At 69.4% G+C, this 23,392-nt stretch carries 18 protein-coding genes; 8 read left to right on the forward strand and 10 right to left on the reverse strand.

Annotated elements, in window-relative coordinates; translation table 11 throughout:
* The first annotated feature begins 27 nt into the window (after nucleotides 1-27).
* The 5 genes from O3I_RS39260 to O3I_RS39280 all read left to right on the forward strand — a co-directional run bounded on the left by O3I_RS39260 (nucleotide 28) and on the right by O3I_RS39280 (nucleotide 3,930).
* Nucleotides 28-1,257 (forward strand): AI-2E family transporter, encoded by a 1,230-nt coding sequence (locus tag O3I_RS39260; protein ID WP_014988621.1) that lies wholly within the window; start codon nucleotides 28-30, stop codon nucleotides 1,255-1,257.
* Nucleotides 1,258-1,382: 125 nt separating this feature from the next.
* Nucleotides 1,383-2,114, forward strand: a complete 732-nt coding sequence (locus O3I_RS39265; protein WP_041563162.1) for a ZIP family metal transporter — start codon at nucleotides 1,383-1,385, stop codon at nucleotides 2,112-2,114.
* A gap of 56 nt (nucleotides 2,115-2,170) precedes the next feature.
* Nucleotides 2,171-2,401, forward strand: a complete 231-nt coding sequence (locus O3I_RS39270; protein WP_014988623.1) for a helix-turn-helix domain-containing protein — start codon at nucleotides 2,171-2,173, stop codon at nucleotides 2,399-2,401.
* A gap of 3 nt (nucleotides 2,402-2,404) precedes the next feature.
* Nucleotides 2,405-2,881: a Clp protease N-terminal domain-containing protein gene (locus O3I_RS39275; protein WP_014988624.1), complete on the forward strand. Its 477-nt coding sequence runs from the start codon at nucleotides 2,405-2,407 to the stop codon at nucleotides 2,879-2,881.
* The gene (locus tag O3I_RS39280; RefSeq protein ID WP_014988625.1) at nucleotides 2,881-3,930 is read left to right on the forward strand and encodes a serine hydrolase domain-containing protein; all 1,050 of its coding nucleotides are present in this window, start codon (nucleotides 2,881-2,883) and stop codon (nucleotides 3,928-3,930) included. Before O3I_RS39275 ends, O3I_RS39280 begins: the two co-directional genes overlap by 1 nt.
* Before the next feature lie 78 nt (nucleotides 3,931-4,008).
* On the opposite strand, the gene metE is transcribed toward O3I_RS39280, so the two are convergent.
* The 3 genes from metE to aceA all read right to left on the reverse strand — a co-directional run bounded on the left by metE (nucleotide 4,009) and on the right by aceA (nucleotide 8,933).
* Entirely contained in the window at nucleotides 4,009-6,312 is a 2,304-nt protein-coding gene (gene metE / locus O3I_RS39285; RefSeq protein ID WP_014988626.1) for a 5-methyltetrahydropteroyltriglutamate--homocysteine S-methyltransferase, read from the reverse strand.
* Between the two features lie 92 nt (nucleotides 6,313-6,404).
* A complete protein-coding gene (locus tag O3I_RS39290; protein ID WP_014988627.1) occupies nucleotides 6,405-7,277 on the reverse strand; it encodes a 3-hydroxybutyryl-CoA dehydrogenase in 873 nt (290 codons plus the stop codon).
* Nucleotides 7,278-7,643: 366 nt separating this feature from the next.
* Complete coding sequence (gene aceA, locus O3I_RS39295) at nucleotides 7,644-8,933, reverse strand: isocitrate lyase (protein ID WP_014988628.1); 1,290 nt, start codon at nucleotides 8,931-8,933, stop codon at nucleotides 7,644-7,646.
* Nucleotides 8,934-9,411: 478 nt separating this feature from the next.
* Here aceA and O3I_RS39300 point away from each other — a divergent pair, with 478 nt between their 5' ends.
* Nucleotides 9,412-10,545 (forward strand): alpha/beta hydrolase family protein, encoded by a 1,134-nt coding sequence (locus tag O3I_RS39300; protein ID WP_014988629.1) that lies wholly within the window; start codon nucleotides 9,412-9,414, stop codon nucleotides 10,543-10,545.
* Nucleotides 10,546-10,585: 40 nt separating this feature from the next.
* Here O3I_RS39300 and O3I_RS39305 read toward each other — a convergent pair whose 3' ends face one another.
* From O3I_RS39305 to O3I_RS39330, 6 genes are all read right to left on the reverse strand, one after another.
* The gene (locus O3I_RS39305) at nucleotides 10,586-10,804 is read right to left on the reverse strand and encodes a hypothetical protein (protein WP_014988630.1); all 219 of its coding nucleotides are present in this window, start codon (nucleotides 10,802-10,804) and stop codon (nucleotides 10,586-10,588) included.
* A 96-nt stretch (nucleotides 10,805-10,900) separates the two neighbouring features.
* Nucleotides 10,901-11,803, reverse strand: coding sequence for an allantoinase PuuE (puuE, locus tag O3I_RS39310; protein ID WP_014988631.1), 903 nt, complete (start codon nucleotides 11,801-11,803; stop codon nucleotides 10,901-10,903).
* Nucleotides 11,800-12,765 (reverse strand): allantoicase, encoded by a 966-nt coding sequence (gene alc, locus O3I_RS39315; RefSeq protein ID WP_014988632.1) that lies wholly within the window; start codon nucleotides 12,763-12,765, stop codon nucleotides 11,800-11,802. Before alc ends, puuE begins: the two co-directional genes overlap by 4 nt.
* The gene (locus tag O3I_RS39320; RefSeq protein WP_014988633.1) at nucleotides 12,762-13,949 is read right to left on the reverse strand and encodes a DUF6986 family protein; all 1,188 of its coding nucleotides are present in this window, start codon (nucleotides 13,947-13,949) and stop codon (nucleotides 12,762-12,764) included. The genes alc and O3I_RS39320 overlap by 4 nt, the downstream gene beginning before the upstream one ends.
* 113 nt (nucleotides 13,950-14,062) lie before the next feature.
* Nucleotides 14,063-17,074, reverse strand: a complete 3,012-nt coding sequence (locus O3I_RS39325; RefSeq protein ID WP_014988634.1) for a molybdopterin-dependent oxidoreductase — start codon at nucleotides 17,072-17,074, stop codon at nucleotides 14,063-14,065.
* Nucleotides 17,071-17,925 carry an FAD binding domain-containing protein gene (locus tag O3I_RS39330; RefSeq protein WP_014988635.1) on the reverse strand — a complete coding sequence of 285 codons (855 nt, stop codon included), beginning with the start codon at nucleotides 17,923-17,925 and terminating at the stop codon, nucleotides 17,071-17,073. The genes O3I_RS39325 and O3I_RS39330 overlap by 4 nt, the downstream gene beginning before the upstream one ends.
* A gap of 505 nt (nucleotides 17,926-18,430) precedes the next feature.
* Here O3I_RS39330 and O3I_RS39335 point away from each other — a divergent pair.
* Nucleotides 18,431-19,114, forward strand: a complete 684-nt coding sequence (locus O3I_RS39335; protein ID WP_014988636.1) for a 2OG-Fe dioxygenase family protein — start codon at nucleotides 18,431-18,433, stop codon at nucleotides 19,112-19,114.
* Nucleotides 19,107-20,339, forward strand: coding sequence for a M20 family metallopeptidase (locus tag O3I_RS43235; RefSeq protein ID WP_014988637.1), 1,233 nt, complete (start codon nucleotides 19,107-19,109; stop codon nucleotides 20,337-20,339). The genes O3I_RS39335 and O3I_RS43235 overlap by 8 nt, the downstream gene beginning before the upstream one ends.
* Nucleotides 20,340-20,342: 3 nt before the next feature.
* Here O3I_RS43235 and O3I_RS39345 read toward each other — a convergent pair whose 3' ends face one another.
* Nucleotides 20,343-23,228: a tetratricopeptide repeat protein gene (locus tag O3I_RS39345; protein ID WP_014988638.1), complete on the reverse strand. Its 2,886-nt coding sequence runs from the start codon at nucleotides 23,226-23,228 to the stop codon at nucleotides 20,343-20,345.
* Nucleotides 23,229-23,392: the final 164 nt, after the last annotated feature.

Here is a 23,392-nt window from a genome sequence, read left to right on the forward strand (position 1 = left end):
ACGGCCCGATATGGGTACGTTTGCGATGTGGCCTCGGAAGAAGACGACAACGCGCCAGCGCCCACGGACGCGCCGGTACCGGTAGCGCCCGGCGAGGCCGTGGTCACCGCGGAGATGACCTCCGCGCCGCCGCCGTGGCTGCTGCGCGCGTTCCTGCTCGCCGCGGCCACGGTGGCCGGACTCTTCGCGGGGTTCTGGGCGCTGACCCGGCTGCAAGGCCTGCTCACCATCGTGCTGGTCTCGCTGTTCCTGGCCTTCGCCATCGAGCCCGCGGTGAACTGGCTCGCGCGCCGCGGCATGAAACGCGGGCTCGCCACGGCGGTGGTCTTCCTCGTCCTGATCTCGGTGGTCGTCGCGTTCTTCTGGACGCTCGGCTCGCTGCTGATCGACCAGATCACCACGCTGGTCAACAACGCGCCGGAGTACGCCGATCAAGGCATCGACTGGGTCAACCGCACCTTCAACGCGCACATATCCGGCACCGACCTCGAGAAGTACACCAGCAACTGGAGCAAGTATCTCGAGGGTGCGGCCGGAAACGCCTGGGACATCAGCACGAAAGCGGTCAGCGTGGTGTTCCAGTCGCTCGGGGTGCTGCTGTTCACGTACTACTTCGCCGCCGACGGCCCGCGGTTCCGCAATGCCGTGTGCTCGCTGCTGCCGCCGCGCAAGCAGTTGCATGTGCTGCGCGCCTGGGATATCGCCGTGCAGAAGACCGGCGGCTACATCTACTCGCGCGGATTGCTGGCGCTCGCTTCGACTTTGGCGCATTACGTGGCGTTGCGGGTGCTCGACGTGCCCTCGGCGTTCGCGCTCGCGCTGTGGGTGGGCGTGGTGTCGCAGTTCATCCCGACCGTCGGCACCTACCTCGCGGGCGCGCTACCGGTCATCGTGGCGCTGGTGCACGGACCGTCGGACGCGCTGTGGATCCTCGGCTTCATCGTCCTGTACCAGCAGTTCGAAAACTATGTGCTGCAACCGAGAATCACCGCGACCACGCTGGACATGCATCCGGCCGTCGCGTTCGGCGCGGTGCTGGCGGGCGCCGCCCTGCTCGGCGCGACCGGTGCCCTGCTCGCCATTCCGGTCACCGCGACGGTTCAGGCCTTCGCGGGGGCCTACATCCGGCGCTACGAAGTGCAGACCGACGTCGACCTGGACGCGCCGCTGCCACCGCCGCCGCCCAAGCCGCACCGAAAGTGGGCTCGGCAGCTGACCATCCGTTTCACCGGGGCCGAACGCTCGAAAGGCGCGTAGTCACGCACCGGGCCGCGCGTGCAGGTCGGCGGTGCCCCGCGGTCGAACGTGCTGGTCGGTCCGGGTGACGAACTCGCCGATCGGAGATGCCGGGCGCGCCGCGACCGATCGCCCATGCTGGTGCGATGGCGATTCTGCTGGCGCTGGTGTCCATGTGCTCCACGCTGGTCGGCGGATTCGTCGCGGTCCGCATCGGCGACCGCAGGCACCTGGTGCTCGGGCTCGCCGCGGGCGTGATGCTCGGCGTGGTGTTCTTCGACCTGATCCCCGAGGCCCTGGAACAATCCGCGCAGGATGTGCTCGGCGTGCCCGCCGTGCTGATCGCCGCCGTCGGCGGCTTCCTCACCATCCACGTGATCGAGCGCGCCGTGGCCATCCATACCGGCCACGAACAGGAATTCGGCACGCACACACACGGTTTCGAGTCCGTCGGCGTGCTCGCCGCGGCCGGCCTGATCTTCCACAGCTTCTTGGACGGGCTCGGCATCGGGCTCGGCTTCCAGGCGGGCGCCACCGTCGGTGCGGCGGTGGCCATCGCCGTCATCTCGCACGACTTCGCCGACGGTTTCAACACTTTCACCATCTCGACGCTCTACGGCAACGCCCGCAAACGCGCCCTCACCCTGCTCGGACTGGACGCCGTCGCACCGGTGATCGGCGCCGTGGTCGGCACGCTCATCCATGTACCCGACGGCATGGTCGGCCTCTATCTCGGCTATTTCGGCGGCTTCCTGCTCTACCTCGCCACCGCCGACATCCTCCCCGAAGCCCACGCCGTCCACCCCTCCCGCCTCACTCTGGCCTGCACCGTCCTGGGCGCCGCCCTCATGTTCGTCGTCGCCGCCCTGAACCACTGACGGCGTTTAGCAACCTTTGTTGACTAATTTTGATTTAGTCAACTAAGGTTGCTCGCATGTCCGCCCCGGAAATCCCCGATGCCGGCGATCCCGCCGGGCAACTCGCCGCGGTTGTCGCGTTGCGGCGCTTGGCCGATCAACTGGAAGACAGTGCCGTCGAGGCCGCGATGCGGTCGGGTTGGAATTGGCCGCAGGTCGCCGAGGCGCTCGGCATCACCCGGCAAGCGGTGCACAAGAAGCACGCCAAGCGGCTCATCGCCGCGGGCGTCAGCCTGAGGAGACGCTGACCCATGACCCCATTCGACGAATACCTGCACGCCGTGCTCACCGAGGGCGCCGGCGCCGCTCAGCGCGACGGCTCGGTCACCGTCGAGGCACAGCACCTGCTGCTGGCGATCGCCGGACTGACCGGCACCGCCCCGCAGCGCGCGCTCGCCGCGGCCGGACTCGACCAGCAGGCGATCCACGAGGCGCTCCGAAAAGAGTTCGAGCACAGTCTCGCCGCGGTCGGTGTGCCCGCCGGTAACGCGGCGCCACCGACTCCGCGCTCCTATCGCACCGAGCAGCCCAAGGTCGGCGCGTCGACCAGACTCGCGCTGGAGCGCGGCTTCAATTCCGTTCCGCGCAAACGCGATCTGCGGCCCGCGCACGTCCTGCTCGGCATCCTCGCCGCCGAGGTCGGCATCGTCCCACGCGCACTGGCCCTGGCCGGTGTCGATCGCGCCGCCTTGCGCACCCAGGTCGAGCAGCTGCTCGAGGACGCGTGATGGCCGGACATCCCGAGGTTCAGACCTTGCTCGACGAAGCGGTGCGCGACGGCGGACTACCCGGCATCGTCTGCGAGATCCGCGACCCCGGTGGCCGCTGGTTCGGCGCGGCGGGTGTGTCCGACACCACCACCGGACGCCACCGCGATCCCGCGGAACGGTTCCGAATAGGAAGCGCCACAAAGTCTTTCACCGCGACCGTGCTGCTGCAACTGGTCGGCGAAGGCAAGCTGACCCTGGACGACACCGTGCAGCGCTGGCTGCCCGGACTGGTCGCGGGCAATGGCAACGACGGCCGCCGGATCACCGTCGGCCAGCTGCTCGACCACACCAGCGGCCTGTTCGATCACACCGACGACGACGAGGTGCGCGGCGGCGAGGGGTGGAAACCCGAACAACTGGTGCGCCTGGCGCTGAACCATCCGCCGTACCACCCGCCCGGCCTGCGCTTCCGATACTCGAACACCAACTACGTTCTCGCCGGGATGCTCATCGAGCGGGTGACGGGACTGTCTGTGGCGCAAGAGGTCTCGGCCCGGATCAGCGGACCGCTCGGATTGGCGGGCACCTACTCGGCGGGTATCGAACAGCGCATCCGCGGCCCGCATCCGCGGCATTACTCCACCCTGTTCGACCCCGCACCCGATGCCGAGGTGCACGACCTCACGGAGCTGGATCAGACGTGGGCGGGCGCGGCGGGCGACATGGTGTCCACCACCGGCGACCTGCAAGTCTTTCTCCGCGCGTTGCTGACCGGCGAGTTGCTCCCGCCGGCGCAGCACACCCGGATGTGGACCACCGTCTCGACCGCAGGTGCCGAATGGGTCCCGCACACCGCGTACGGGCTCGGCGTCTTCACCCAGCAACTCTCCTGCGGCACCATCGTGCACGGCATCGGCGGGGCAACGATGGGCTCGTGGAGCTGGGCCATGGGCGACCGTACGGGTGAGCGCGTCGTGGTCGTCCAGACCAACGGCGACTGGAACAACCCCCTCGACCTCTTCACCACCATTCTGCAAACCCAGTTCACGCCGACCCCGATGCCCTGACCGGCAAAGGATTCGACCCCGAGGTCGGCGAACGAAGGCCGCCCCCTGTCGGAACAGGGGGCGGCACAACGTTTTCGGTTATTCGGCTGCGAGTGCGCGGCGGCGGACTCGGCGGGCCGCCGCGACCAGGTTGCGCAGCGACGGCTCCAATTGCCAGTAGTGCCGGGTCTTCAAACCACCGTCCGGATTCGCCCATAGTCGTTCGGGCGTGATGGCTTTGGCTGCGGCGGTGAGCAATTCGTCGAGCTCGTCGATGTCCGGGATGCGGGCCGAACGGCTCTCGTAGACACCGGGACCGACACCGTGGCTCAGACCGTGGTCGGTGCCGCTGTCCGCCTCGAGTGCGGTGACCACCCATTCGATCGACCGGGTCGCGACGATCGCGGTGACGTCCGCGTCCAGCTCCTCGATCGCGTCGACCACCTCGGCCCGGCCGGAATAGCCGATATGCGTGTGGATCTGGGTGTCCGGCTTGACCCCGGAGGTGGCCAGCCGGAACGCGCCGACCGCCCAGCGCAGGTACTCCGCGCGCCCCTCGGGACGCAGCGGCAGCATCTCCCGGATCGCGGGCTCATCGACCTGGATGATCGCGATGCCCGCTTTCTCCAGGTCCGCGAGCTCGTCCCGGATGGCGAGCGCCACCTGGTCCGCGGTCTCGTGCAGCGGCTGATCCTGGCGGACGAACGAGCGCGCGATCATGGTGACCGGCCCGGTCACCATGCCCTTGACGGGCTTGTCGGTCAGCGACTGCGCGTAGCTGATCCACTCCACCGACATCGGCGCGGGCCGCGACACGTCACCGTAGATGATCGGCGGTCGCACACAACGGGATCCGTACACCTGCACCCAGCCGTAGTGGGTGGTCGCGAAGCCGTCGAGCAGTTCGGCGAAGTACTGGATCATGTCGTTGCGCTCGTGCTCGCCGTGCACCAGCACGTCGAGCCCGATGTCTTCCTGCAACCGGATGGTCGACTCGATCTCGGCTTCGATCCGCTTGCGGTAGTCGTCGTAGGACAGCCGCCCCTGACCGAGTTCGTGACGCGCCTGCCGGACCGCGGTGGTCTGCGGGAACGAACCCAGCGTCGTCGCGGGCACCGGCGGCAGGTTCAGCCTGGCCTGCTGCGCCTCCTTGCGCACCTCGTACGGTTCGCGCGAACGCATGTCCGGCGTCACCGCGTAAACCCGTTGCCGCACTGCGTGCTTCTGCTTGAAATGCACCTCGGTGGGCCGCTTGCGCCACTTGTCCGACGGGCCCTCGGTGAGCGCCTTGGCGAGCGAAACCACCTCGCCCACCTTCTGTTTCGCGAAGGCGAGCCGGTCGGCCACGTTGCCCGGGATGTCGTACTCGATGAGCAGGTCGTAGGGCACGTGCAGCAGCGTCGTGCCGGTCGAGACCACCAGGTCGGGGCACACCTGCGCGAGCTGGTTCAGGTATTCCAGCGTCACGTAGCGGTCGGCCCGCCAGACGTTGCGGCCGCTGATCACCCCGGCGTACAACCGCTTCCGGCGAATACCCGGGATCGCCGCCAGATCGTCGGGCCGGATGCGGTAGCTGGCCAGGTCGAGCCCGATCGCCTCCACATTGCTGGCGGCCAGGATGCGCAGCGCGTCACCGAAATCGCCGTACTGCCCGGTCACCAGCATCCGCGGGCGCAGCGGCGCCTTCGACAGCCGTTGGTAGGCCCGCTCGAACGCGGCCAGCTCGGCGGGGGTGCGCTCGCTGGTGAACGCGGGCTCGTCCAGTTGCACGCAGGTCGCGCCGCGCTTGGCGAGGATCTCGAAGAGCTGCTCGTACACCGGCAGCAGCTTGTCCAGCAGGCTGACCGTGTCGAATTCGTCCTGGCCCGGGGTCTGTCCCGCCTTGGACAGCAGCAGCAGCGACAGCGGGCCGAGCACCACCGGGCGCAGCTCGATGTGCTGGGCCTTGGCCCGGTCGAATTCGTCGAGCAGCGCCTCGGGATGCAGCGAGAATTCGGTCCCCGCCGCCAATTCCGGCTGCCGGTAGTGATAATTCGTGCCGAAGAACCGGACCAGTTCCAGCGGCGGCAGATCGGGACGACCGCGCGCCATCAGGAAATAGAAGTCCAGCGGGTCCATCTCGTCCTGGAACGATTCGAACCGTTCGGGCACCGCGCCGAACAACAGGGCGTTGTCCAGCACGTGGTCGTAGAAGGAGAAAGTATTGCCCGGCACCTGGGTCAGTCCGGTCGCGGCCAGCTCGTTGAACTGCCGTTCCTGGATGTCGCGGCCCACCGCGAGCAGTCCGTCGCGGTCGAGCGCACCGCGCCAATAGGCCTCGAGTGCCCGCTTGAGTTCTCGATGCGGCCCGATCCGCGGATAGCCGAGGATGCTCGACCCGTAGCCGTCGGTCACGTTCACCATGAGCGCGCTGCTCCCTTCGATGGCTGCGCGGCGCCCATTGCCTGGCATGGACGCCGCACGCTAATGCGCCTGGGGGGTTGGATCGAAAGAGCTCAGGCTCGGTTGTACTGGTAGAAGCCCGCGCCGGTCTTCTTGCCGAGCAACCCAGCTTCGACCATACGCATGAGCAGCGGCGGAGCGGAGTACAGCGGCTCCTTGAATTCTTCGTACATCGAGTCGGCGATCGACTTCACGGTGTCCAGGCCGACCAGGTCGGTCAGCGCGAGCGGGCCCATGGGGTGCGCACACCCGAGCACCATGGCCTTGTCCACGTCGTCCTTGGTGGCGAAACCGGACTCGACCATCCGGATGGCCGAGAGCAGGTACGGCACCAGCAGCGCGTTCACCACGAAACCGGAGCGGTCGGCGGAGCGCACGACCTGCTTGTCCAGCACCTCACCGGCGAACGCCTCGGCCCGCTTGGACACGGCCTCGCTGGTCTTCAGCGTGGTGACCAGCTCGACCAGCGGCAGCACCGGGACCGGGTTGAAGAAGTGCATGCCGACGACCCGCTCGGGCTGGGTGGTGGCGACCGCGATCTTCATGATCGGGATGGAGGAGGTGTTGGAGGCCAGCACGGCCGACGGGTCGGTGACGACCTTGTCGAGCTCGGCGAAGATGGCGGTCTTCACCTTCTCGTCCTCGAGCACCGCCTCGACCACCAGCTGGCGGTCGGCGAAGTCGTTGAGGTCGGAGGTGAACCGCAGACGCCAGGCGGCCTGTTCGCGCTCGCGCTCGGTGATCTTGCCGCTGCTGACGCCGCGGTCGAGGGAGCGCAGAATGCGGGCGCGGCCGGCGGCGGCCAGTTCCCGGGTCTGCTCGTAGACGAGCACGTCGACGTGCGCCCGGGCGCACACCTCCGCGATTCCGGCACCCATCTGTCCGGCGCCGATGATGCCGACGCGCTGAATCTTCTCGCTGCTCACGTCCCGCTCCTGCTGTTGGTCTGGCTAGTCGGTGGCTGGAGGGGGTTTGCTCTGGTGCGAGCGGCCCCTCGATCGTCCAAGTTATAGGGATGCCCTCCCTGCCGGGGCTGTTCGGCAGGGAGGGCGGTACACCCCTACTGGAGTAGAGGTCTGGCGGTATTCACGTCGGGAACCTCCCTTGGCGAAACCCTGGGTGGGTGACGTCGGTGCTCACGCAACCCCGTGCGGGGCGAGCCCGACGAGCCCGTTCGCGGCCGGTTCGCTGCCGAGCGCTCGAAGCGCATGCGCCACAGGCGCGAGTCTCGAGTGCTCGGCGGCGAACCTAAGGGGCCGCGAACACGCGGCGCCGCAGGCGACGCCGACAACTCAGTGGAACTGGCCCTCTTCGGTCGAGCCCTTCAGCGCAGCGGTGCTGGTGTTCGGGTCGACGGTGGTGGCGATGGTGTCGAAGTAGCCGGCACCGACCTCACGCTGGTGCTTGATCGCGGTGAAGCCACGCTCGGAAGCGGCCTTGAACTCGCGCTCCTGCAGGTCGACGAAGGCGGTCATGCCCTCGCGGGCGTAGCCGTAGGCCAGGTCGAACATGCCGTAGTTGAGCGAGTGGAAGCCGGCCAGGGTGATGAACTGGAACTTGAAGCCCATCGCGCCGAGCTCACGCTGGAACTTCGCGATGGTCGCGTCGTCCAGGTGCGCCTTCCAGTTGAAGGACGGCGAGCAGTTGTAGGCCAGCAGCTGGTCCGGGAACTCGCTGCGGACCGACTCGGCGAACTTGCGCGCGACCTCGAGGTCCGGCACGCCGGTCTCCATCCAGATGAGGTCGGCGTACGGGGCGTAGGCCTTGGCCCGCGCGATGCAGGGCTCGATGCCGTTCTTCACGCCGAAGAAGCCCTCGGCGGTGCGGGTGCCGTCCAGGAACTCACGGTCGCGCTCGTCCACGTCCGAGGTGATCAGGGTGGCGGCCTCGGCGTCGGTGCGGGCGATGATGACCGAGGGGACGTCGGCGACGTCGGCGGCCAGGCGCGCGGAGGTCAGGGTGCGGATGTGCTGCTGGGTGGGGATCAGCACCTTGCCACCGAGGTGGCCGCACTTCTTCTCCGAGGCCAGCTGGTCTTCCCAGTGCACACCGGCGGCACCGGCGGCGATCATGGCCTTCTGCAGCTCGTAGGCGTTCAGCGCGCCACCGAAGCCGGCTTCGGCGTCGGCGACGATCGGGGCCAGCCAGTTCTTGACCGAGTCGTCGCCCTCGACCTTGGCGATCTCGTCGGCGCGCAGCAGCGCGTTGTTGATGCGACGCACCACCGACGGCACCGAGTTGGCCGGGTACAGCGACTGGTCCGGGTAGGTGTGGCCGGACAGGTTCGCGTCACCGGCGACCTGCCAACCGGACAGGTAGATGGCCTTCAGGCCGGCGCGGACCTGCTGGACCGCCTGGTTGCCGGTGAGGGCGCCCAGCGAGTTGATGTAGTCCTCGTTGTTCACCAGATCCCAGAGGATCTCCGAACCGCGGCGGGCGAGAGTGGCCTCTTCGACGACGGTGCCCTGGAGCTTCGACACCTGCTCCGCGGTGTAGTTACGGGTGACGCCCTTCCAGCGCGGGTTGGTGTCCCAATCCTGCTGGATTTCCGCAGCGGTCTTCGGGGTGCCGGCGTTCGACATCTCTGACTCCACTTCCTCGTTTAGGTCGATGTGCCCCACGGCCGAGCGGATAAACGACTCGAACTGCTGGAGCGGCAATTTGCAGGCTTGCTAGGCCCATGGGGTGTACTTCCACACGATTGCACAATGCGAAATGGCCGTCTACCTGTTGCTAATGTGAATCTCAGCTAGGTTTCCACACTGGTTTGCTAACTTTGCAAAATTTGCCTGTGAATTGCAAAGGTGGAACCTACCCGCCGGTAGCCCTGACGTGCGGTTTCAGCGTAACGCTCGTACTGTTTGGGCTCGACCGGTCGACGGTCATCGACCCCCGCGCGCATTCCGGTTTGTGAGGACGTTCACAAGGCGGGGCGGGTGCCGCCGGTGTGGCCCACGCCACCCGCGCCTGGGCCGCGCGCGTGCGGTCGGGCAGACTCGGCCTGGACGTACGTCCGGCTGCCCGCGCAAGGCAGCCCGCACCTCGGACCCAGGAGCCCTCATGCGGAAACCGGTCATCGCCGCGGCGGTCACCCTCGCCTGCACCTTCAGCCTGCTGAATCTGCCCACCGCGGCGGCGACGCCGGTCGGCACCGTCGAATCGGCCGGCGCGCTCGCCCCGGCCGCGACGCCGCCCGGCGCGGCCCGGTCGAGTCGCATCCTGTACAGCTCGACCACCGCGAACGACGTGCCGACCACCGCGAGCGCGGCCGTCTACTTCCCGCCGGGCGCACCCCCCGCGGGCGGCTGGCCGGTCATCGCCTGGGCGCACGGCACCGTCGGGATCGGCGACGACTGCGCGTACAGCGTCGCGGGGCCGAGCGCGGTCGAACGCGACTGGGCGTACCTGGGCACCTGGCTGAGCCAGGGTTACGCGATAGTTGCCGCCGACTATGCCGGGCTCGGCACGCCGGGCGAACACCCGTATCTCAACGGGGTGGTCGAGGCGCACAACGTCGTGGACGCGGTCAAAGCCGCGACGGGACACTATTCGTCGCTGTCGAAGAAATGGGCGGTGGTCGGACAATCACAGGGCGCGGGCGCCGCGATCTTCACCGCGCGCTATGCCACCGAATTCGGCGGGCCGGAACTGGATTATCGCGGCGCGGTGGGCACCGGCACGCCCGCCTATATCGAAGACATTCTGCTGCCGCTCGGCCCGCACGTGCCGCCGGTGAAACTCAGCCCGCACACCACCGCGTACGTGCTCTACATCCTCAACGGATTGCGCACCACGTTCCCCGAGCTGGACATCGACTCCTACCTGACCGACGCGGGCCGCGCGTGGCTGTCCACGGCCCGGACCGAGTGCCTGCTGCCGCTCGGCGACGAATTGGGCGCGAATCGCGTGATCGTGGGCGATCTGTTCAGCAAGCCGCTCGCGCAGATCCCCGACCTGCACGGGCTGCTGAGCCGCTACCTCGGCCTACCCGAATCCGGTTACGACAAGCCGATCTTCCTCGGCCAGGGCCTGCGCGACACCGATGTGATCACGCCGGAGACGCTGCGCTTCGCCGCCGTACTGCAGGCGAACGGGCAACCGGTCCAGCTGCACACCTACCCCGAGGATCACAGCGGCACCGTGAACGCCTCACTGCCGGATTCGCTGCCGTTCGTGGCCGGACTGTTCGGCTGAGTCGGCCGCGGCCGCTCGTCGAGCGGCCGCGGCACCCCGATCACGGAAAGCCGGGGCCCTGATTGCCGGACAGGCTGCTGAGCGCGCAGACCAGCGCCGCGAACGGCTCGGTGATGCCACCGCAGCTGCCCGCGACCGACTCGGTCGCCACCGGCGTATGCGGTTCGAGCGGCAAGGGGGCCGCACCGGCCGCACCGATTCCGGCCAGGGTGGCGGCGGCGATCAGCGCGGCGCCTGCGAACCCACGTACTGCGATCATTCGAGCTCCTTGTGCGTTTGGTCGACAACCGAAATTAATCGGCGAGCCCACACCGCACATGACCCGAATTGTGCCGTCCTCGCGTCGAGTCGGCGCTCAGTGCACCTGCGCGGGGTGCACCCGGCGCCAGTGCTCGGCGATCTCGATGCGGCGCGCGATCCAGACCTTGTCGTGGGACTGCACGTGCTCGAGGAAGCGTTCCAGGGCGGCCATGCGCGCGGGACGGCCGACGATGCGGCAGTGCAGGCCCACCGACAGCATCTTCGGGTTACCTTCCGCGCCTTCGCGATACAGCACGTCGAAGGCGTCGCGCAGGTGCGCGAAGAACTGCTCGCCGGTGGGGAAACCGGCGGGCGAGGCGAACCGCATGTCGTTGGTGTCCAGCGTGTACGGCACCACCAACTGGTCTTTTCCCTGCACGGTGACCCAGTAGGGCAGGTCGTCGGCGTAGGAATCGGAGTCGTAGACGAAACCGCCGTGCTCGACCACCAGCTCACGGGTGTTCGGCGAATCACGCCCGGTGTACCAGCCGAGCGGGGCGGCCCCGGTGAGTTCGGTGAGGATGCGCACCGCCTCGGCCAGATGCGCCCGCTCCGTATCCCGGTCCACCAGCTGGTAGGACTGCCAGCGCAGGCCGTGCCCGGCGATCTCGTGCCCGAGTTCACGAAAAGCCGCCACCGCCTCCGGATTCCGCTGCATCGCCCGCGCGACCGCGAAGATCGTCAGCGGCAGACCACGCCGCTCGAACGCGCGCAGCACTCGCCACAGCCCGGCCCGCGACCCGTACTCGTAGAGCGACTCCATGCTCATGTGCCGATTCGAAAACGCCTGCGCCGGAGTCATTTCCGAGAGAAAGGTCTCCGAGTGCGGGTCGCCGTCGAGGACGTTGTTCTCCCCGCCCTCCTCGTAGTTCAGCACGAACTGGACGGCCAGCCGCGCGCCGCCGGGCCACTGCGGGTCCGGCGGTGTCGGGCCGTAACCGACGAAATCCCGGCTCACCCGCCCAGCTCCCCGTAGAGGCGGAGCCGGGCCAGGCCGCCGTCGGGATAGATGTCGAGGCGGACCTCCTCTACCGACGCCGCCATCGGCGCGATCGCGAACTGATGCCTGGTGTCGGGCAAAAGGTCGGTGCGCGGCAGCAATTCGAGCTCGGTGCCGTCGTTGGTGCGCCCGGTGAGCCGGGCCGCGCCCGGACTGTTGCCGAGGAAATACGAGGTGTCGATCTCGGCCAGCCGGATCAGCCCGGGACCGGCCAGCCGGATCCGCACCCAGTCGTTGCCGTCGTCGCGACGCCGCGCGGTCTCCCAGCCGTCCCCCATCCGGCGGGCCAGACCCGGATACAGCAGCTGATTCGGCGAGCTGTAGAAGCGGTTGGAGCAATCCAGCACCAGCGCACCGTTTTCCAGTGCCGCCAGATCGAGCGGGCCGAGGCCGAGCAGTCGGGGATCGGGACTGCCTTCGCCGTGCACCCGGAGCCGGGCCACCCCGCCGTCGGGGTGCATGGTGAGCTTCACGTGCGTCCACCGTCGTTCGTTCGCGACGGCGAACGGGTTGCGACTGTCGCCGGAAACCGGTGCGCGATCGACCAGAGTCACCCAATCTTCGCGGGCGGCAATGCTTTCCGCGGTCGGATAGTCCTGCACCTCCAGCGCGGCCACCGACACCGCCGGCGGGTAGTTGCCCTTGAACCAGGCGGTGTCCACCACGATGCCGCGGATCACACCGGGCACGCCGAGCCGCACGATGGCCGAATCGTCTCCGGGCCGGCCGCGGTGCCTACGGGTTTCCCAGCCGTCGTAGACCTGGCCCTTGTGCCCGAACGTCGAGGTCTGGTATTCGGCCGGGCCCGGATTGATCAAATTCTCCTTCTCCGCGAAGAATTCGTCGTTCGCCCAGATCACCGAGCCGCCCAGGGGGCGCACCGCCAGGTCGGGCAGCAGGGTGAAGTCCGCGTCGGTCATCGGGCCTCCTTCGGCAGCGGCGCGCGAGTGACCAGGGCACGCAGCGCCGCCGTGGTCAGCTCGGGCGCGTGGGCGGTCAGTTCCGCCGGGGTGCGTGCGCCGCAGTCGAGTCCGCGTAACACGGTGGCGGCCAAGGCTTCCGCGGTGGCCGGTTCGTCCATGACGCCGCCCGAGCGCCGGTCGAGGTAGGCCTGCAAGCGCGGCACGGCCACCTCGATCGCCTGCCGGAAGAAGTCGTAGGTCGCCAGCCAGCGGGTGACCAGGTGGCCCGGATGCATGTCCCAGCCCTGGTAGTAGCCGCGCCGCAGCGCCCGGCCGACCAGGCGGTGATGGTTGCGCAGCGCGGCTTCCGGCGCGGCATCGGGCACGATCTGGGTGGAGCCGTCGCACACCCAGACCCCGGTCTGCGCGGCGGCCACCTGCATGACAGCCTTCGCGTAGTCGGCGGCGGGGTGATCGAGCGCCTGATCCGGGGCTGCGACGCCGCACGCGGCGGTGTAGTCGTAGGTACCGAAATGCAGTGCGCTGCATCGCCCTTCCGCCAGGCCGAGCATCCGGGCGATGGGCGCGGTGCCGTCGGCGGCGATGATCGCCTGCGGGCTCTCGATCTGCAATTCGAACCGCAGTGCCCCCGCGGCGAGGCCGTAACCGCTCTCCAAGCCCGCGCACAGCGCGACCAGCGCCCGAACCTGTTCCGCCGCACGGATCTTGGGCACGGTGAACACGAAACCCGCAGGCACCTCGCCCATCGCGGCCAGCACCAGCTCGAGCGTGCGCAGCGTGCGGCCGCGCTCCGTCGCGGCGAGGCCCTTCGTCCGGATGCCGAAGCTACGCGGGCGATCCGGCCGCTGCGCCCAGGCGGCCAGCACCGCGCCCGCCTCCTGTGCCGCCTTGTCCTCTTCGTCGTCGGCGCGGAACCCGTAGCCGTCCTCGAAATCGATGCGCAGATCCTGGATCGGGTCCTGCTCGAGCCGCTTGCGCACGTCGGGCAGCGAGCCGGTCGCGTCCAGCTCGGTCAGCAGGGCGGCGTGCTCGTCCAGCAGTGCGACGGCCGCCGCGCCCCACACACCGGGTGTGTCCTCGGCGATCCGGTCCGCGGGGACATACGCGACATGGATCGGCTGCGACCGTCCATCCGGTCCCGGATAGCGCGTACGCAACTCGGTATCGACGGTGTCGAGCATCGAATCGACCCGCGCTCGGACATTTTCCGGCAGCTGCGCTCGATATGCGGCCCTCGCTGTCCCTCCGTGGTTACGCTCGCTGCCGCCTCCGGGCCTGATACTCGCGCCGCGTGTCACCGTGGTTCTCCTTCCTGCATGGCCCGCCAGATACGGTCGGCGGTCATCGGCAGCCGGTCCGGCCGCACCCCGACAGCATCGCGTATCGCGTTCGCCAGCGCCGGGGCGACCGGGTTGTACGGGGACTCGCTCATCGACTTCGCGCCCAGCGGGCCCAGCGCATCGGCGGTATCGGCGAAATACACCTCGGTCCGCGGCACGTCCGCGAACTGCGGGATGCGATAGTGCCGCAGCGACTGCGTGGTGACCAGTCCCTGCACGCTGCGCATGTCCTCGTACAGCGCGGTGCCGAGCGCCTGCACCACACCACCCTCGACCTGACCGCGGCACTGCACCGGATTGAGCACGGTCCCCGCGTCGGCGGCCTGGACGGACTGCAGGATGCGGATCGCGCCCGTGTCCGGCCGCACCGCGACCCGGAAGGCGTGCACATTGAAGCTCACCGAACGGGGGCTGCCCGCATGCTCCCCGTGCGCGGTCAACGGGCCGTCGGCCAGCAGTGCCGCCGGGTCGAAGAACTGGTCGCCGCACCGGACACCCGCGGACTCCAGCACGCAGTCGTGTTCGGGCAGCCCGGCCAGCTTCGCCGCCCGCCCGAGCAGCAGCCTGCGCAGCTCCGCTGCCGCGGCATAGGTCGCCTTGCCCGCGACCACGATGCCGGTGGAGCCGAACGCGCCGGTGTCGTGGCCGATCAGGTCGGTGTCGGATTGCCGGAGCACGATGCGCGACACCGAGGTCGCCAGCGCGGTCGCCGCGAGTTGCGCGTGCACCGTGCTGGTGCCGTTGCCGAATTCCGCGGTGCCGACCCGGATCTCGTAGCTGCCGTCCGGCAGCAGGGTGGCCGTCGCATCGGAGCGGTGGCCGCGCGGCGGAATGGTCGCGATCATCGACACCGCCATGCCGGTGCCGACCCGCCAGCTCGGGTCCGGCGCGGCAACGCCGTTGCCACGCAACAATGCTCGCTCGGCCAGATCGATGCACTGATCGAGACCGTAGCTGCCGAACGTCAGGTCACTCTCGTCCACCTCGGCGCCGACGAACGCGTCGCCCGGCCGCACCACATTGCGCCGGCGGAACTCGAACGGGTCGATGCCGAGGGCACGCGCCAAGTCGTCGAGCGCGGACTCGATCCCGAAGATCACCTGGCCCAGCCCATAGCCGCGGAAGGCGCCGGACGGAATGTTGTTGGTGTACACGGCTTGTGCGTCCACCCGCTTGTTGGCGCAACGGTAGACCTCGATCGATTCGCCGACGCCGTGGAACATCACGCCCGCACTGTGATTGCCGTACGCGCCGCCATCGGCGAGGACGTCCACCACCAGGGCAGTGAGCACGCCGTCGGCGTCGGCGCCCGCGGTGACCGCGACCCGCATCGGGTGGCGGCAGGTGGCGGCGGTGAATTCGTCGCCGCGAGTGAATTCGTACTGCACCGGGCGGCCGGTGCGCAGCACCGCCAACGCGATCAGATCCTCGGCGAGCATTTCCTGCTTCGCGCCGAAGCCGCCGCCGACCCGGGTGGCGAACACCCGCACCCGGTCCTTGCGCAGGCCGAAGAGCTGGCACAGCTCGTCGCGCACCAGGAACGGCACCTGGGTGCTGCACCGGACGACCAGCCTGCCGTCGGCGTCGAGCCAGCCGACACCGCCGTGGGTTTCCAGGTGCACGTGCTGCCCGCGCGGCGAATGCCATACGCCGCTGACCACTTTCGCCGCCGCCGCGAGCCCCGCCGCGGTATCGCCGACCTCGCCGTGCACCTCGGCGATCAGATTGCGTCGCGGGTCCGCGATACGTGCCGAATCCGGCTTCTCCGCATGCAGTTTCGGTGCGTCGGGCTGCATCGCGACGGCCGGATCGAACACCGCGGGGAGCACCTCGTACGTCACCTCCAGTGCCCGGCAGCCCGCGCGTGCGGCCGCGAGACTGTCCGCGACCACCGCCGCCACCCGCTGCCCCACGAACCGCACCGTCCGGTCGAGCACATACGTGTCATCTGGATCGTCGGCCCGCAACTCGTGCCGGGCCGTGGAGAACGCCACCTCCGGTGCGTCCGCATAGGTGAGCACCGCCCGCACCCCGGGCACCGCCTCGGCAGCGGCCGTCTCGATGGAGAGAATGCGCGCGTGCGCGTGCGGACTCGGCAGCACCGCGAGGTGCAACGGCGCACTCGGCGGCGAAATCGCGCCCGCACCAGTCGAATTCCGACTCGACGCGTCGGCCCCACTCACCTCGGCACCGCCGGGTGCGATATCGAACGTGAACGGCTCGCCCCCGCGCACGATCCGCGGACCGGCGGGCGCACCGACCCCACGCCCCACCCACCCGCCCCCGGGCAGGTCACCGGGCGTCCGCTCGGGAGTCACCTCCCGTGGCACCGAATCATGTTGTGCGCCAACGGCAGCGACATGCGGCCGGGCTTCGGAGATGTCGGCCTGGACTGCCGGGGAACCGATGAGGGCGTCGGCGATGGCGCGGTACCCCGTGCAGCGGCACAGGTTTCCCTTCATCAGCTCGGCGATCTCGGCACTGGTGCGTGCGGGACGGTCCGGGTCAGCGGCAGGTTCGGTCGTGGTGGAGGAGCCCGCTTCCGGCCACTCGTTGCCATCCGGCTCGGTATCGGCCGCGGCAGACCGCGCACTCGGGAGGGCAGTGGGGCTGCCGCACGGTGCGGCTCCGGCGAGCCCGAGGCCCGCGGCCGTCACGACCATGCCCGCGGTGCAGAATCCGCATTGGAAGGCGGCGTGCTCGACGAAGCGGCGCTGGACCGGGTGGGGGTCGGCCGTGGTACCGAGACCGGCGGCGGTGGTGACCGTGCGGTCGGCGGCGCGGTGGGCCGGGATGAGGCAGGAGTGCACGGGCAGACCGTCGAGCTGGACCGTGCAGGCGCCGCAATCGCCTGTGTCACAGCCCTTCTTGACGGCGAGGGTGCCTTGTTCGCGAAGCAGAGTGCGCAGGCATTGACCCGGGCGCGGGTCGACTTCGACCGCCCTGCCGTCGATTTCGAGTCTCATAGCGGGCCTTGCGCGCGCTGCAACTCGGCGGCGACCTCGCGGGCGAGCAGGCCGGTGACGTGCGCCCGCCAATCAGGCGCACCGTGCGGGTCGTCGAACCAGAGCACCGGATCGAGTCCCGCGACCAGTGCGTCGACCTCGGCCGCGCTGGGCACGTCACCGAAGTCCAGCACGATCGGCCGGACGGTGGCGGCGCTCAGGGTGATCGCGCACCGGCCGTCCGGATCACGCCGCCCCATCACTACCGCACCGGAACGCCCCAGCGGCGCGAGCGCGATCTTCCGGAAACTGGTGTGTGCCCGCAAACTTGCCACCGGAACCGTTACCGACCGCAATACCTCACCGGGCAACAGCACGTTGCGCTCGGGGCCGAGCACGAACTCCCGCAAGGGAATCCGCCGGTCCACCCCGCCCGGCCCCCACAGCAATGCCACGCCGTCGAGCGCGGTGAGGGCCGCGAGCACGCCACCGGCAGGCAGCGACAAACAAATATTTCCCCCGACGGTCGCGGTCCGCCAAATCTTGTGCGATGCCAGCAAAGCCCGGCACCCTTGCGCGAAAAGCCTTGTCCCCGGCCAGTCCTCGCGGAACACCGGCACGCCTAGTTCACGCCCCGGTCCGGCACCGGCCAATTCCGCCAGCGTGCAGGTCGCCGCGATCTCCAACCCCTCCGGCACGACGGTCATCGCGGGCCAGCCGAGCGCCGTGATGTCGACCAGCCGGTCGAGCCGGTCTTGTGGTTCGGCGAACAGGAAGGTCCCGCCCGCCAGCACCGCACACGAGGTACTCAGCGTCCCCAGGTCCGCCCGTTCCCGCGCCACCACTACTTCCCGGATCGTGTCCAGGTCCACGTCTCACCTCGCTCCACTGCCGCTACCGCCAACCCTAGAAGCGCGGAGTTGCCACGATGTTGCGCAATCTCCGCGCCGGATTGCCCGGCCGTTACCCCGTTGATCCGCGGCGACCCGCCACGGCTCACGCGACCGGCCCCCACACCGTCCGGCCTGCACCCGGTCCGCCTCCGTCCAGTCAGAGGCGGCACTGTTCCAGTATCCCGCATATACCTTGAACTGGACTTACTCAGCACGCCACGGTGCCGGCGGCCTCGACACGCAAGTTCGTGCCCGGTGCACACTCGACACCGGGCAGCCGCGTGATTAATGTCCATCGCGGCTCGCTCGATGTGATATTTCCCACGCCGGCGGCGAGCCATCCCTCACCGATATGCGCGGCCCGCAGCCCTGCTGTGGCCCGCCATGTCCTGACGCGGAAGGGCCACCGATAAACACCGATCAGCGGACGGCGTCTGCCGACCAAGAGCTGCCGCCCGACGCGGACCCTCCGTCCTCCTGGCTGATGACCGCGGCCGATTTCCCGCTCACCGGCCCCGATCTGCACGTCCTGCGGCGCACGTTCCGGGACTACACCGAACTCGACCACTGGCTGCCCGCCGGCGAGCAGTATCGGCGGCGCGCCTACCAGTGCTTCCAGCTCGACCTGGCCCGCCTGGCCGCGGACGGCCCCGCCGCCCTCACCGCGATCGATCGGCCGCCACCGTATGTGCAATCCGAACAGGTCAATCCGGTGGCGGGCGGCATCGCCCGCCGCTTCAAGCTGATTCCGCCGGAGCATCCAGCGACCGAGCCGACCACGCAGATCGCGGCCGCGGTCGCCCGGCTGCTCACCGCGCACGGGGTGCTCGACGCCGCGGTCACCCCGGACTGCCTGGTCGACGCCCACTACATGCGCCTGATCGCGCCGGGAGATCCGGCGCCGGAGGGGAAGCACCGCGACGGCCTGATCGCGGGTTCCGCGCATCTGATCCAGCGCACCAATATCAGCGGCGGCGTCTCCGCCATCTACGACCGTTACGATCCGGACCGCGGGTTGCGCAGCTTCGTGCTCGAAGATCCGCTCGACTCTTATGTTTTCGACGATGAGCGGGTGCTGCACTACACCTCGCCGATCACCGTGACCGATCCCGCCGCGGGCGCCGGATTACGCGACGTCCTGCTGATCGGATTCCGGCAGCGTGCCTAGTTCGACGACGATCTTCCTCGACCAGCTGCCCCGCCTGCTCCCCGAGGCCGAGTTACTGCGGCTGGCCGCCGAGCTCACCGCCATTCCCTCGTTCACCGGGCAAGAGACGCCGCTGGCGGTGCATGTCCGGAACACTTTGTTCCGCAACGATATTCACGCCTACCACCAAGAGGTGCAACCCGGGCGGTTACAGACGATCGCCCGGCTCGGCCCGGAAACCGGGACACCCGCGCTGCTGCTCAACGGGCACCTCGACATGGATCCGCTGGGTCACGACCAACCGCGGACCCCATTCACCGCGCGCCGCGACGGCGACCGGCTGTACGGCGCGGGGCTGCACAACATGAAGAGCGGCCTCGCCGCCATCCTCGGCGCCGCGATCATGGTGCGCCGCAGCGGTATTGCCCTGCGCCGCCCGCTACTGCTCGAGTTCGTCGCCGGCGAGTTGCAAGGCGGCACCGGCACCAGGCACGCACTGCGCAGCGGGCTCACCGCCGACGCCGCCGTGGTGCCCGAACCCTATTCGGTGCGCCGGGTGATCACCCGGACCGCGGGGGTCCGCAAGTTCGCCGTCGTGGTGCGCGGCCGCACCGCGCACACCAGCAGACCACACGAGGGCGTCGACGCCATTGCGATCCTGCGGCGCACCCTCGACCTGCTCGACACCGCCGACCTCGCGCTGGGCAATCCCGAATTCCCGCCGCTGCCCAGGCTTCAGGTGGCCAGCCTGCTCGCCGGACGCGGCGAGGAGCACGATCCGTCCGGGGTGAGCTACTGCGCGGACAAGGCCACCGCGCTCATCGATCTGCGGTATCCGCCGCCGTTCGAGCCGGAGCAGGTCGGCAAGGCCGTCGACATGGCGCTGGACCGGGCGCGGGACGCCTTCCCCGAAGCGCGAATCACCCTGGAGCATCCGGTGGATCCGCGCTATCGGGTCGGCGGCACCGACATGCCGCCGATGGACCGGCCCGCCGACTGCGCCGTGGTCCGCGATATCGCCGAACTGCTCCCCCGGGTGTCGGACTTCCGGGTCGAGGAGCGTGGCCTCGCGCTGCCCTACTCCTACTGCGGCAACGACACCACGCACCTGAGCCGCGCGGGCATCGAGTGCTGCCTGTTCGGACCGCGCGGCGCGGCCCCGGATACCGAGCATCACGTCCTGATCAGCGAAATGCGCGCCTGCGCCGATACTTTGGCGTTGCTGGCGGCCCGCCGCTGTGGCTGACGGTCACCGGCCACCGGTGCGCAACTCGGCCCGCACGTTCGCCGCGAGCTGTACGCCGATGCCGTCGTAGAGCGCGAGCGCCTCGGCGAGCAGGGCCTCGGCCCGTTCCTGCGCGCCGGTGTCGGACGCGACGCCGGCCAGGCTGCGCAACGCGTCGGCCCGGCCGAGCGGGTCGCCGATGCGCTGCGCGACACCCATCGACTCGGTGTAATACGCTCGCGCGCCGTCGAATCGGCCGAAATACCGCTCGATGTGCCCCAGGCCGCGCAGCGCATCCACCTGTCCGAGCGGATCGTTGATCTCCACCGCGATGTCGTACGCCTGCTGGAACACACCGCGCGCCGCCTCGAACTCCCCGGCGCGCCGCGCGACATTGCCGAGCCCCCACAGCGTCCAGCCCTCGCCGTAGCGATCGTTGATCCGCCGGGCGATCTCGAGCGCATCGTCGAAGCTGCGCCGGGCGGTGTCGTGGTCGCCGAAGAGCGCTTCGATATGACCGAGCCCGCGCAGCGCATCGCCCTCCAGTTTCTGGTGATTGAGGTCCCGTGCGATCTCGAGGGCCGCGGTGTACCGCAGCGCGGCGCCCTCCGCATCGCCGAGCCGCCGGATCACCTCCGCGAATCCCCACTGCGCGGTGCCGATCCGCACCGGGTCGCCGATCGCCTCGGCGATGGCCAGCGCCTGCGCCGAACAACCCCAGGCACCACGGTAATTCGACGACGCGCGCTCGACGTACGCGAGGCCGTCCAGGGCGTCGCACTCGGTCGCCCTGGCCTCGATGTCGCGCGCGATCCCCAGCGCCTCGGTGAAGTAGCGCCGCGCCGCGCCGTGATCACCGGTGACCCGCGCCGTCTGCCCCAGCTCGCAGAGCACGGCGGCGTGGCATTGCCGGTCGACCAGCGCGACGGCGATCTCGCGCGCCGATCGGAAGCCGGCGCAAGCTTGTTCGTGGTGCCCGATCAGCCGGTCCATCCGGCCCTTGCCCACCAGCGCCCAGGCTTGGGCGCGCCGGTCGTCGAGTTCGGTGGCGATCGACAGTGCCCGCTCGTACAACCGCAGCGCCAGCGACCAGTGCCCGGTCCCGGACAGGTGCGAGGCCAGCCGGGTGGCCAATTCCGCTGCCGCCGAGGTCGGTTCGGTCTCGCGCAGACAGCCGAGCAATAGCTCCAGCTCCCGATTCAGCCAGGCCCTGGCCCGCGCGGCGTCCGCGGACGGGTTCGACAGGTGTTCGCTGCCCGCGGGATCGAAGAGCTGATGGGCGCTGGCCCGGCGGGCCACCGCCAGCCCGGCGGCGACCAACCGGTCGAGCACCGCCGCGTACTCCACAGCCGTGTCCTCGCGCTCGGCGTGCAGGCGGGCACACAGCCGGCTCAGGTCGTGCATCCGGTACCGCTGCCCACCGGGACCGCCCGTCGACGGGTCGAGAAAGCCCGCCTCGAACAGGCTGCGCACCAACATCTTTCCGTCGCGCAACGGCAAGCCCGCCATGGTCGCCATCGCCTCCGCGGTGATCTCCGGCCCCGGAAACCAGCCCAGCAGCCGGACCGCGCGCTGCTGTCCCGGGTCCGGCAGCCGCCGATACGACATCTCGAAGGCGGCTCGCAGCGATTCGTCTTCCGCGGTGAAGCGATCCAGCAGGTGTTCGGCCGCCGAACCGTTCGTCCGGTCGGCCGGCGCGCGCTTGATCCGCGCGGTCAGCTGTGCGATCTCGGCGGCGCTGTCGGCGAGCATCTCCTCCCCGTGATGCGCGATCTGGCCGCCGATCAGCCGGATGGCCAGCGGCAGCCGTCCCGCCGTCCGCAGGATCTGCCGTACCGCGTCCTGGTCGTAGCCGGGCCGCAGATTGCCCAGCTTCACCAGAAGTTCTTCCGCCTCCGCCCATTCCAGCACGTCCAGCCGCAGTGGCGCCGCCTCGACCAGGCCGGTGAACTTGCTCCGGCTGGTGATCAGCACGAAGCAGCCGGGCGCCTGCGGCAGCAGTTGCTTCACCTGGTTGCTGTCCAGGGCGTTGTCGAACACGATGAGCATGCGCCGCTGCCGCATCGTGGTGCGCCAGCGGTCGGCCCGCCCGGCCAGATCGGTCTCGATCGTCTCGCGGGCGACTCCGATCTGTAACAGCAGTTGCTCCAGCACATCCGCCGGTTCGCGCGGCTCCCGTCCGAGCGTGTAGCCGTGCAGGTCGACCCAGAGGGTGCCGTCGGGATAGTGCTTGCCGAACACCGCGACCGCGTACCTGGCCAGCGCCGTCTTACCGATGCCCGTGAGACCGACGATCACGTGCACCGCCGCGGCGCCGGAGCGCAGATGTTCGGTAAAACGTTCGTACAGTTGCGTTTTCGGCTCAGCGCGGCCGGTGAAGTGCGGGACCTCGGCGGGCAGGTCCCGGCCCGCGCGCACCGGCTGCCTGCCGATCGAGCGCCGCGCGACCGCCTCGTGGTACTCCATCCGCTCGCCGTGCGGCATATAGGCCAGGTCGGCGAGGTCGACCAGCTGATCCCATACGGTTCCGTACACGGCGGCAAGGTTTTTCAGCACCCGGACGGTGGGGCGCGCACCGCTCGGCCGGTGGTGCTCGTCCGCGGCCTCGGCGTCGTTTCCGCCGAACGGCCACGCCTCGAATTCGGAGATCCGGCTGGCCTTCATCGCCGCCCGCGCGCTGTCGGTGACCTCGTTGTAGCGTTCGGCCACCGCGGCCTGGGTGAGCCCGTTCGCGTAGCGCCAGGCCGCGCGCGGCCGGTAGCCGCGCTGCCGCAGTTCCGCGGCCAGCGGCTCGAGCAGTTGCAGATCGGTCAGGCCGAGCTCGGCGAACCGATCGCGCAGGCGTCGGCGCTGTTCCGCGGTGAGGTTGCCGCCGGGGCGCCAGCGGTCGGATCGGCCGGATCTGTACATCCCGCCACCTCTCCGCGCGCGATGTGTCCGGCGCGGGACGGGCCCTCGACCGGAGAATCGGGACGCTGATTGTGATTAATTCCTTGGTAGCAGTGCAGTTTTCCCAGGTCAAGTGCGCTGCGCCGGACCGGCAAAATGCCGGCGGCGCTGGGATCGCGCCGCGC

Origin of the sequence: Nocardia brasiliensis ATCC 700358 (assembly GCF_000250675.2) — a bacterium.
GTDB classification, from domain to species: domain Bacteria; phylum Actinomycetota; class Actinomycetes; order Mycobacteriales; family Mycobacteriaceae; genus Nocardia; species Nocardia brasiliensis_B.